The sequence below is a fragment of the Nocardia concava NBRC 100430 genome, assembly GCF_000308815.1.
GTDB lineage: Bacteria > Actinomycetota > Actinomycetes > Mycobacteriales > Mycobacteriaceae > Nocardia > Nocardia concava.
This window is the reverse complement of record NZ_BAFX01000092.1, coordinates 1-11,084: the sequence shown is the minus strand read 5'-3', so window position 1 is coordinate 11,084 and position 11,084 is coordinate 1. Positions and strand designations below refer to the sequence as shown.

General features: G+C 68.6%; 10 protein-coding genes and 1 pseudogene. 4 read left to right on the top strand and 7 right to left on the bottom strand.

From position 1 onward, the window contains the following. Positions 1-315: 315 nt before the first annotated feature. Both ON43_RS21220 and ON43_RS21215 read right to left on the bottom strand, forming a co-directional pair. A complete protein-coding gene (locus ON43_RS21220; RefSeq protein ID WP_040810077.1) occupies positions 316-2,826 on the bottom strand; it encodes a DEAD/DEAH box helicase in 2,511 nt (836 codons plus the stop codon). A gap of 79 nt (positions 2,827-2,905) precedes the next feature. Continuing rightward, the gene (locus tag ON43_RS21215) at positions 2,906-3,859 is read right to left on the bottom strand and encodes a proteasome assembly chaperone family protein (protein ID WP_040810075.1); all 954 of its coding nucleotides are present in this window, start codon (positions 3,857-3,859) and stop codon (positions 2,906-2,908) included. Between the two features lie 182 nt (positions 3,860-4,041). Between ON43_RS21215 and ON43_RS21210 the strand changes: the two genes are divergently transcribed. Next, positions 4,042-4,755: a sensor domain-containing protein gene (locus tag ON43_RS21210; protein WP_245568685.1), complete on the top strand. Its 714-nt coding sequence runs from the start codon at positions 4,042-4,044 to the stop codon at positions 4,753-4,755. A gap of 64 nt (positions 4,756-4,819) precedes the next feature. Here the strand turns inward: ON43_RS21210 and ON43_RS45845 are convergent, their stop codons facing one another. Both ON43_RS45845 and ON43_RS21200 read right to left on the bottom strand, forming a co-directional pair. Continuing rightward, complete coding sequence (locus tag ON43_RS45845) at positions 4,820-5,404, bottom strand: hypothetical protein (protein ID WP_176572791.1); 585 nt, start codon at positions 5,402-5,404, stop codon at positions 4,820-4,822. Positions 5,405-5,528: 124 nt separating this feature from the next. Further along, positions 5,529-6,479, bottom strand: coding sequence for a helix-turn-helix transcriptional regulator (locus ON43_RS21200; RefSeq protein ID WP_040810072.1), 951 nt, complete (start codon positions 6,477-6,479; stop codon positions 5,529-5,531). A 97-nt stretch (positions 6,480-6,576) separates the two neighbouring features. On the opposite strand from ON43_RS21200, the gene ON43_RS21195 reads away from it, so the two are divergent. Then, entirely contained in the window at positions 6,577-6,981 is a 405-nt protein-coding gene (locus tag ON43_RS21195) for a VOC family protein (protein WP_040810070.1), read from the top strand. Positions 6,982-6,986: 5 nt separating this feature from the next. On the opposite strand, the gene ON43_RS21190 is transcribed toward ON43_RS21195, so the two are convergent. Beyond that, positions 6,987-7,421, bottom strand: coding sequence for a hypothetical protein (locus ON43_RS21190; RefSeq protein ID WP_040810068.1), 435 nt, complete (start codon positions 7,419-7,421; stop codon positions 6,987-6,989). Positions 7,422-7,703: 282 nt separating this feature from the next. Between ON43_RS21190 and ON43_RS21185 the strand changes: the two genes are divergently transcribed. Then, positions 7,704-8,840, top strand: coding sequence for a DUF4192 domain-containing protein (locus tag ON43_RS21185; RefSeq protein ID WP_063712588.1), 1,137 nt, complete (start codon positions 7,704-7,706; stop codon positions 8,838-8,840). 39 nt (positions 8,841-8,879) lie between these two features. Here ON43_RS21185 and galE read toward each other — a convergent pair whose 3' ends face one another. Both galE and ON43_RS21175 read right to left on the bottom strand, forming a co-directional pair. Then, entirely contained in the window at positions 8,880-9,860 is a 981-nt protein-coding gene (galE, locus tag ON43_RS21180) for a UDP-glucose 4-epimerase GalE (RefSeq protein ID WP_040810067.1), read from the bottom strand. Positions 9,861-9,863: 3 nt separating this feature from the next. Continuing rightward, a complete protein-coding gene (locus ON43_RS21175) occupies positions 9,864-10,550 on the bottom strand; it encodes an iron-dependent transcriptional repressor DtxR (RefSeq protein WP_040810066.1) in 687 nt (228 codons plus the stop codon). 252 nt (positions 10,551-10,802) lie between these two features. Between ON43_RS21175 and ON43_RS21170 the strand changes: the two are divergent. Further along, positions 10,803-11,084: pseudogene (locus ON43_RS21170) on the top strand (acetoin utilization protein AcuC); the annotation flags it as partial.

Sequence of the window (11,084 nt, the reverse complement as noted above, 5' to 3'; positions counted from 1 at the left end):
ACTCGCCTTGACGGCGAAGCGAATTCGTGCCGCAGGTAGGGCGGCGTGCAGTGCGCGGTAGTTCGCGCGGACCTTGTCGAGGTCGATGACCAGACAGGGCGACTCGGGCATGTTTCGACCGGGCAATCTAAGGGAACTCTTTTCTGTCGGCCGCAACGGCTGGGACTCAGGCAACCTGCGAGACGATACACGCGTTGGGCCTGGAAAAACGAACCGGTGGACGATCGATTACGTCACTCTAACGCCGGGATTCGCGGATCTGCCCGGCGCGACGTCTTACGAGAGTGTGACCTCGGTGTCCGACGTGAGCGCCGCTCAGCCCGCCGTGATCGTCAGATCGTCGAACACGACTTCGCCCGCGGCATCGGATTCGGCCAGATCCACGATGGCGTTCAGCGACCAGCCGTGGTCGCCGTTGGGGTCGTCGAGCACCTGCCGCACGTCCCAGAATCCGGGCCGCTGCTCGACCTGGAACAGCTGCGGGCCACGGGCGTTCGGACCGGTCCCGATGGATTCGTACTCGTCGAAATAGGGGGCGAGTTCGGCCGCCCAGTCCAGGTCGTCGCCCATCTCGTCCAGGGCGTCCCAGTTGCGCAGCGCGGCCAGGTCCACGCGCCGGAACATGGCGTTGCGCACCAGCACCCGGAACGCACGCTCGTTGGCGGTGATCGGCCGGACGGTCTCGGCCCCGAACGCCACCTGCTGCTCGTCGGATTCCGCACCCGGATTGGTGAGCTGCTCCCACTCGTCGAGCAGGCTGGAGTCGACCTGGCGGATCAGCTCGCCCAGCCATTCGGTGATGTCGTCGAGTTCCTCGGTGCGGGCCTGTTCGGGCACGGTCCGCCGCAGCGCCCGGTAGGCGTCGGCCAGGTACCGCAGCACCACGCCCTCCGAGCGCGCCAGCTCGTAGCCGGAGACCAGTTCGGCGAAGGTCATGGAGCGCTCGACCATTTCGCGCACCACGGATTTGGGGGAGGGCTCGAACTCCGACACCCAGGGGTGCCCGGCCTTGTAGGTCTCGAACGCGGGCTCGATGAGCTCGGGCCCGAGGGGTTTGGGCCAGGTGACCTCTTCGAGCAGCTCCATGCGCTCCTCGTATTCGATGCCGTCGGCCTTCATCTCCGCGACCGCCTCGCCGCGCGCCTTGTGCTGCTGAGCCATGAGCAGCTGGCGCGGATCCTCGAGGGTGGATTCGATGAGCGAGATGACATCGAGGGTGTAGGTCGGCGACTCCTTGTCCAGGAGTTCGAACGCGGCCAGCGCGAAGGGGGACAGCGGCTGGTCGAGGGCGAAGTCGCGCTGCAGGTCGACCATCAACCGGGCATGGCGTCCGTACTGGTCGGGTTCGTCGAGCTGCTGCACCACGCCCGCGTCCCGCAGCGCCCGGTAGAGCCGGATCGCCTTGAGGATGTGCTTGCGCTGCGCCGCGCGCGGCTCGTGGTTCTCCTCGAGCAGATGCCGCATGGCGTAGAAGCAATTGCCTTTGCGCGCAATCACATTCAGCAACATGGAGTTGGTCACGTTGAAGCGTGACTGCATCGGTTCCGGGGACGCCGCGACCAGCCGGTCGAAGGTGTCCTCCGACCAGGATACGAAACCCTCCGGCGGCTTCTTCTTCTGGACCTTCTTGAGCTTCTTGGGGTCGTCGCCCGCCTTGGCGATCAGCCGCGCGTTCTCCACCTCGTGCTCGGGGGCCTGCACGACGACCGTGCCCATGGTGTCGTAGCCCGCGCGCCCGGCGCGGCCCGAGATCTGATGGAACTCACGGGCATTGAGCCGGCGCGTGCGCACGCCGTCGTATTTGGTGAGCCCGGTGAGCAGCACCGTGCGGATCGGCACATTGATGCCGACGCCGAGAGTGTCGGTGCCGCAGACGACTTTCAGCAGCCCGTCCTGCGCCAGCTTCTCCACCAGCCGTCGGTACTTGGGCAGCATGCCGGCGTGGTGCACGCCGATGCCGTGGCGGATGAACCGCGACAGGGTTTTGCCGAAGCCGGTGGCGAAGCGGAATTCGCCGATGGCCGCGGCGATGGCGTCCTTCTCGGCCTTGGACGACATATTGACGCTCATCAGCGCCTGCGCCCGCTCCATGGCGGCGGCCTGGGTGAAGTGCACGACGTACACCGGCGCGAGGCTGGTGGTCACCAGATCCTCGAGCGTCTCGGTGATGGGGGTGCGCACGTACGAGAAGCTCAGCGGCACCGGCCGTTCCGAGCCCGACACGATGGCGGTCTCGCGGCCCGTGCGTTTGGTCAGGTCCTCGGCGAAGAAGTCGACCTCGCCGAGAGTGGCCGACATGAGCAGGAATTGGGCCTTCGGCAGTTCGATGAGCGGCACCTGCCACGCCCAGCCGCGATCGGGATCGGCGTAGTAGTGGAACTCGTCCATGATCACCTGGCCGACATTCGCCGCCGCGCCTTCGCGCAGCGCCAGATTGGCCAGGATCTCCGCGGTCGCGCAGATGATGGGCGCTTCCGGGTTCACCGCCGCGTCGCCGGTCACCATGCCGACCCGGTCGGCTCCGAACACCTCGCACAGCGCGAAGAACTTCTCGCTGACCAGTGCCTTGATCGGTGCGGTGTAGTAGCTGCGCTCGCCCTTGTTCAGCGCGGCGAAGTGCGCGCCCAGGGCGACCAGCGACTTGCCGGACCCGGTCGGGGTATTGAGGATGACGTTGGAACCGGTGACCAGTTCCAGCAGCGCCTCCTCCTGCGCCGGGTACAGGCTCAGGCCTTCGGAACTCGCCCAGTCGGCGAAGGTTTCGAACAGCCAGTCCGGGTCCACGTCGGAGACGGCACGGTCGGGAACCAATTCGGACAGCTGCACGTCACCCAACGTTACCGGTCGGTGCGCCGAATCCTGGCAACGGCCACCGCGGCATCGCCGCAGGCCACCGCGATGCCTCTTACCGCAGCGGCGGGTTCTCCGGTCCGTCGCCGTCGCTGAACCCGGCCTGCTCGGCCAGGAACCGCTCGAACTCCGCGCCCAGCTCGTCGCCGGTGGGCAGGTCGTTCTCGCTGGCCAGCAGACTGGACTGGCTCTCCTGCGCGGTGACAAAGCTGTCGTACTGACGCTCCAACGCCGTGACGACCGTCTCCACCTCGGAGTTGCCCGCGATGTGCTCGTTGACCTGCTCGCGCACCCGCGCGGCGGCATCGGTGAGCGCGGCCAGCGGCAGTTCCAGGCCCGCGTTCTCGGCCACGTTCTCCAGCAGCGTCTGCGCGGCCTCGGGGTAGGCGGTCTGGGTCAGGTAGTGCGGCACGTGCACGGAGAAGCCGACCGACTCGTGCCCGTGCTGGGCCATGCGGAATTCCAGCAGCGAGGACGCGCTGCCCGGCACCTGCAGCTCGCCCGGCCAGCGCTGGTGATCACCGATCAGATCGGAATCCGAGGCGTGCGCGGTCACACCGAGGGGGCGGGTGTGCGGAATCGCCATGGGGATCGCGGACAGTCCGATGGTCCGGCGCACACCGAGCTGTTCGGCCAGCAGCCGCACAGCCGTGACGAACTTCTCCCAGCGCAGATCCGGTTCCAGCCCGGCCAGCAGCAGGAACGGGGTGCCCGCGGTGTCCTTGAGGGCCCACAGGCTCAGCTCCGGCTCGGTGTAGTCGGAGAAGTGATCGGTCTTGAAGGTCATGAGGGGACGCCGCGAGCGGTAGTCGAGCAGCTCGTCCATATCGAACGAGGCGACCAGTTCGTGCTCGAGGCTTTCCTTGAGATGCGTGGTGGCGAGGCGCACCGCATGTCCGGCGTCGGTGAAACCCTCTAGGCCGTGCACCAGGACCGGACCCGAGCCGTCGTCGGACGACAGCTGCGGAGCCGGGAATTCCAGCTCGTACATTCGCGACTCGTAGTCCATCGCGTACTCCTTCCTGCGTGGCCCACTTGCGCGACCAACTCTCATTGTCCCTCATGGGCATGACAGGTGTGCACCACCCGCACCAGGGGTGCAACACGCCGGACGGTGACACGCATTCCCGGCGGCCCCGCACGCGGCGTGGCATTCGGTGTGAACAGCCGATTTTCGGCATAGTGGACGAGGTGACCGTGCCCCACCGAATCCCCGCCGGCAGGCCGTACCGCAGGTTCGCACCCGTGGCGGGGCTCGCGCTAGCGGCGGGTCTGCTGGCCGCGTGCGGGACCACGGTGTCGGGACATCCGGTCGCGGGGCGCAATCCGGTGACCCCGGCCGCGAACGCGGACGGTGGGCTGGCCAAGCTGCTGCCCGATCCCTCCCAATTCCCCTCGCGCTACACCGCGATCGTGCTGCCCGCCGACACCGCCAAGCAGGCCGCCGATGATCTGAACGGCTATCTGCCGGGGGCGCAAGTGGATCCGAGCACCTGCATGCCCGCCACACCCTCCGGCGGTCCGGTCGCCGCGGTGGGCAATGACGATGACGCCCGCACCACGCTCACGGTGGTGCTGACCCGCTCCACGCAGCCGCTGTCGGCATTGCGAGATCAGTTGCAGCAGTGCGGGACCGTGCGGCTCGGGCATTCCGGCAGCACCTCGATCGTGACCACCGAGCTGAATCCGCCGCCGCCGGTCAATGCCGACGACTCACTCGCCATCAAGCGCACGGTGTCCATGGAGCACAGCCAGACCGGGCTGAAGCACACCATGCAATCGCTGGTCGGCCAGATCGGTGATGTGCGAATCAATGTGACCTATATGACGTCCGGGTCCACCTCGGACGGCGAGGGGCTCGACGCCCTGTTCACGACCGCGCTGCGTAAGGTCCGCAAGGGCTGAGACGCAGGGCCGGAGAATTCCGGGAGGGGAGCCGACCCCTGCCTGTTTCGGCTCCCGGGCCCGATCAGCAGACCGGCAGCGGTGTGTTGGAACCCGAGGCCGAACCGTTGCCCGCCGAACCCGATCCGCCCGATCCGCTCCCGCCCGAACCGCTGAGCGAACCGGTGCCGCCGGAACCGCTGTCGCCCGAGCCGGTGCCCGAGGAGCCGCCGCTGGACGAACCCGGAATGAGCGAGGAGATCGGCGGGCAGGTGCCGCCCGTGCCCACCTTGTAGACGGTGCTCACGGACGCGAGCCCCTGCCGGACGCCGACGGTGTAGGTGCCCTGATCGGCCGGGTGCCAGGGCAGGTTCGCGGCCGCGCCCGCGCCGTAGGAGGTGGGGGTGACGGTGCCGATGACCGTGCCGTTCACCAGGAAGTCGACGGGGCTCAGCTGATCGGAACCGTTGAGCGCGGCCTGGATCATGCAGCCGTCGGCGACCGAGCACGGCTTGTCGCTGGTGAGACCGGCGATCTGGATGTTGTCGATCGAGGCGCCGGCCGGGGCGGCCATCGAACCGACCAGCACGGCGAGCGCGGCCGCGGCGCCCACACCGATGGCGGGCCGCCGCAAATCGCCGATCATGGGCCGGGGGAGTTGATTTCTCATGGGGTGGTTCCTTTCGGCGCGTTGAAGGGGTCGCGCCGGGCGGACTGTAACAGTGGCGGTCGCCTGAATTTCGCGAAATCGCCACTGCTGCAACATGATTCGGTTATTGCATGACCGGGAAGCGTTACCGCGCGGTAGTTCCGTAGCGTTCGACCAGTTCGGTCCCCAGCCGGGCCAGTTCGGCCCGCACCGACTCCGGTTCCAGTACCTCCACGGTCGCGCCCCAGCCCGCCAGTTGCTGCGCGATATCGAGCGGTGTCGGCGCGGTGATCCTGGCGCGTACCCGTCCGTCGTCGGCCTGGCCGTCCAGAACGCAGTGCCGCCCTTGCCGATCGCGCAGCACGGGCGCCAGCGCCGCCGGGATCAGCACGGTCGCCGCGAGCGTGGAGCGGTGCCGCTCGACCTCCTCCACCACCTCCGACCAGGCCGTCGAGAGGTCGAAATCCGGTGGTCGGTGGGCGATCTCGTCGGTGACCTCGAGCGCGGCGATCCGATCCACCCGGAAGGTGCGCTGTCCGCGTTCGGTTCCGGCCACCAGGTACCAGATGCCGTCCTTGTCGACCAGGCCAAACGGGTCGACCAGCCGCCGGGTCCGCTGCCCGCGGCGGTCGTAGTCGAACGCGATCCGGCGGCGGCGCACCACCGCGCGCTGCAATTCGTCCACCAGGGCGGGCATTTCGGTATCGCCGCGCCCCCAGCCCGCCGCGTCGACCACCACCGCGCCCGCCGCCGCCTCGGCCTCGAGGCGGAACGGCTGCGGCAGGGCGCGCAACAGTTTGCGCAATGCCGAACGGGTGGCCGGGGCGGCGGTGGCGAGCGGGCCGAGCAGCAGGAACAGCGCCTGCGCCTCGCTGGCGGTGAGCCCGCTCAGATCGGTGCGGGCCCCGCCGATCAGCGACCACCCGCCGCCTCGGCCCGGCTGTGAATACACCGGAATCCCGGCCGCCGACAGGGCTTCCAGATCCCGCCGCGCGGTCGCGACCGACACCTCCAGTTCGGTCGCCACCTCGGTGGCGGTGACCCGCTCCCGGGTCTGCATGAACAGCAGGGTGGCCACTAGGCGATCCGCGCGCATGCTCGAAATCTTCCCGGAAAAAGTGCTCATTCGGTGAGCACTTTGAGCGGGATGATTGGTTCATCACCGGATATCACCCCGATCGAGGAGAACGAAGATGCTGCGTGGCATGGCGACCGTCAACTACTACGCCGACGACCTGGAGGCCGCGAAGGACTGGTACAGCGAATTGCTCGGTGTCGCACCGTATTTCGCCGTGCCCGGCGGATACTACGAGTTCCGTATCGGCGACTACCAGGCCGAGCTGGGGATCATCAACGCCAAGTACGCGCCTTCCCGCCCGGATCGGCCGGGCGGTCAGATCGTGAACTGGCATGTCGATGACGTGGCCGCCACCTTCGCGCGCCTGCTCGAACTCGGGGCCACCGAGTTCGAGCCGATCACCGAACGCGGCGAGGGGACCGGGTTCGTGACCGCCTCGGTGGTGGATCCGTTCGGCAATGTGCTGGGCATCATGACCAATCCGCACTACCTCGCGATCCTGGCGGGTCGTCCCGAATAGTCAGTTCAGCGTGCGGAACCCGAGGAGCCGGAGGGCAACAGGTTGGCGAGCGAGCCGGTGCCCACCGGGGGATTCGGGTTGGTCAGGGTGTAGCCGATCGAGGCGGTCGAGTTGTCCTGCGCGGCACTGACGGTGAAGTTGCCGTAATCCGAGGGCACCCAGGTGACCTGCGCGGTCGCGGCATTGCTGTCCCAGTCGTCCTGTACCGGAACGGCATAGCCGATGATGTTGCCGTTCACCGCGACCGCGACCTGGTTCAGGCGATTCTCGCCGGTCAGCCGGATCCGCACGTAGCAGGCCTTGCCGACCGTGCACTGCTGGCTGTCGGAGACATTGTCGATGCGAACCTGGCTGGTGTCGGCGGCGGCGATCGGGGCCAGCAGCGCGGGCACCGCCGCCGCGGTCAGCGCGGCCGCGGCGGTGAATGTCGTGCTCTTCATTGCACGCGATACTCCTTCCGGCACTTCGGATGACGAGTGCCGAGCCGGACTGTAACAGCGGGAACGCGCCCGTCCGGGCAAAATGAAACGAATCTATTTCATGTTTTGATCATCTTCCGATCATCGAGCGGCGGGCACGATAACAACGGCCACCGACAAACCCGGGTCCGCGCGGCCCGCGCCACGCCGAATGATCCACGGCGCGCCGAAACATCCACAGCCCAAGTGAAACCGCAGGTCGGCCTCGCGGGTGTGGCGGGGCTCCGGCGCACGCTCGATCGCATGACAGCCCACATCGACTCGCCCCCACCCGAATCCGTCAACCCCGAACCCGAGCCCGACGTCCGCCTGCACGCACCCGGCGACCTGATCGCGGCGGTGCCCGCACTACTGGGTTTCATGCCCGTGCGCTCGCTGGTGGTGGCCGCCCTGCGCGCCGACCCGATGCGGTCGGGAATGGCGGGCGTGGAGGTGGTGACCCGCATGGATCTCGACAATCCGGGGCGCACCGCGACCGGGGCCCTGGTCGATCAGGTCGCGGCCATCTGCGTGCGCCATGACGCCGTCGCCGCCATGGCGGTCATCGTCGACGATCGCGCGACCCCGCCCACCCGGCAGCATCGCGGCGTGCGGGCGCGCAAGCACCGGGATCTGATTGCGGCACTGGAGCATCGGCTCGACGCCGAGGCCGTGCCGCTGGGCGGCGCCTGGGCGGTGAGCGGTATCGGCCCGGATCTGCCGTGGTGGAGTCTGATCGGTCCGCGGTGCCGCGGCAGCCAACCCGATCCGGCGGCGTCGATGGTCACCCTGCGGCAGGTGCTGGCGGGGCGGCCGGTGCGGGGATCACGCGAGGAACTCGACGACTTCCTCGCCATCGATCCCGTCCAACGCGCGGCCACCGCCGCGGCGCTGGAAATCGCGGAGTGTGCCGCGACCCGGCGGCTGGCCCGCGCGGTGGAGCGCTCTGATCCGTTGCTGCCGTTGCGATTCGAGGTGTGCCGGGTGCTGCGGTATCTGGGGCGGGTGGAGGCCGGTGCCCGGCTGCTGCCCGCCGAGATCGCCGATGTGGCGGTGGCGCTGCGGGATTCGGCCCTGCGCGACATCATGCTCGCGCTGGCCCCGGGTCCGCGCGCCGATGCCGCCGAGACGCTGTGGCTGCAGCTGACCCGCGCCCTGCCGGATCCCGATCGCGCCGAAGCGGCCGCGCTGCTGGGTTATTGCGCCTACGCGCGCGGGGACGGGCCGCTGGCGGGCGTGGCGCTGGACGCCGCGATCGCCGCCGATCCGGAGCATCGGCTGGCGGTGCTGCTGGAGGCCGGGCTGCGGGCGGGTATGCGGCCCGACCGGTTGCGCAGGCTCGCGTACTCCGGCCGCAAGGCCGCTGCCGAACTCGGCATCGACCTCGGGCCGGAGTCGTGAATCAGGGGGCTGTGCTGATTCAGCGGGCGCTGTGTTGATTCAGCGGGCGCTGTGCGCGCGGTCGCCGAGCGCGCGCAGGAAATCCCAGGCGTCGGAGACGATCTCGTCGAGATCGGTGTGCTCGGGCTGCCAGCCGAGTTCGGTGACGGCCTTGGCGCTCGAGGCCACCAGCACGGCCGGATCACCGGCGCGGCGCGGGGCGTCGACCTGGTTGATCGGCAGGCCGGTCACCCGCTCGCAGGCCGAGATGACCTCGCGCACCGAGAAACCGGTGCCGCTGCCCAGATTGAAGATGCGGTGCTTGCCCGGCTGCGACTGCGCCAGCGCCAACTTGTGCGCCTGCGCCAGATCCAGGATGTGGATGTAGTCGCGCACCGCGGTGCCGTCCGGCGTCGGGTAGTCGTCGCCGAAGACCGAGATGGACTCGCGCTGACCCAGCGCGGTCTGCAACACCAGGGGGATGAGATGGGTTTCCACCACACGGTTCTCGCCGAGCCCGGCGTAGGCGCCGGCCACATTGAAATAGCGCAGGCTGGTCGCGGCCAGCCCGTGCGCCACCGCGTAGGAGGTGATGGCGTAGTCGATCGAGAGCTTCGACGCACCGTACGGGTTGGTCGGCGCCTTGGCGGCGTCCTCGACGATCGGGACCTGCTCGGGCTCGCCATACACCGCCGCCGTCGAGGAGAACACCAGCCGCGGGGTGCCCGCCGCGCGCATGGCCTCGAGCAGCGCGAGGGTCTTCACCACATTGCCGTGCCAGTACTTCTCGGGAGCCACCACCGACTCGCCGACCAGCGACTGGGCCGCGAAATGCAGCACGCCGTCGAAGGATTCGGCCCCGATCAGCTCGACGCCCGCCGTGGCGATATCGCCCTCGACGAACTTCGCGCCGGCCGGGACGCCGTCGGCATTGCCGGTGGACAGATCATCGACGACCACGACCTCGTGGCCGTCCTCGAGCAGTACCTGCGCGCACACGCTACCGACGTAGCCCGCGCCTCCGGTCACCAGAAGCTTCACAGATCAGACCAACTTCACCTGGACGGCGTGCGCCATCTCGTCGGACAGTTCGAATCCCTCGTGACCGGGCACCGAGATGATCACCGCGCCCGGCTTGTTCTCCACGGTCACGCGCGCGTCCGGCACGATGCCCGCCTCGCGGAGCTGGTTGATGGTCTCCGGGTCGGTCTGGATGTGCTCCGAGAGGCGTCGCACGACCACGGCCTGCGCCTGCCCGGTGGGCAGATCGCTGAGCCGGACCAGCTTCTCCTCGGCGCCGGAGTTGGGCACCACGCCCAGCTCGTCCAGGCCCGGAATCGGATTGCCGTACGGGGAGGTGGTGGGGTGGTTGAGCACCTCGACCAGGCGGCGCTCCACCTCCTCGCTCATCACGTGCTCCCAGCGGCACGCCTCGGCGTGCACGTTCTCCCACTCCAGCCCGATGATGTCGACCAGCAACCGCTCGGCCAACCGGTGCTTGCGCATGACGGCGACGGCCATGGCGCGACCCTTGTCGGTCAGCTCGAGATGGCGATCACCGGCCACGGTCAGCAGACCGTCGCGCTCCATCCGCGCGACCGTCTGGCTCACGGTGGGGCCACTCTGCTCGAGGCGCTCCGCGATGCGGGCGCGCAGCGGCGTGACACCCTCCTCCTCGAGGTCGTAAATGGTACGGAGGTACATCTCCGTGGTGTCGACCAGATCCTTCACCTGTTAAACCCCTTCGTCGGCACGAATTCTACCCATGCACGGCGGCTGCACCGGGCGACAGCTTATTTCGCGAACGCACTGTCAACACCCAGGACGGGCAGCGTGTTCCCTGCGGGTTTGTCGACAGCGCGCGGAGCCGGTCGGCATGCGAGCGGCATCCTGCCATCCCGGTACGACAGCTCTGCCATCCCGGAGCGACAGCATGCGGTGCCTAAAGCGTACGAAGGCGCCGGACGCATTAGCGTGGCAGGTATGCCTGGCCTCGCTGGTGGTGACGGAACCGTTGTCTGGACCGATAGGTTCCTCGACTACACCTGGACGCCGGAGCATCCGATGCGTCCGGTTCGACTGCAGTTCACGATGGCGCTCGCCGAGGGGCTCGGACTGCTCGAGGGGGTCGAGCGGGTCACACCCGAAGCCGCCGGGGAATCGGAGCTGCTGCGGGTGCACACCCACGACTACATCGAGGCGGTCAAGCACGCCCGGCAACCCTCCGGCCCGGTCCCGGCCGCGCCGCCCTACGGTCCTCGGCTC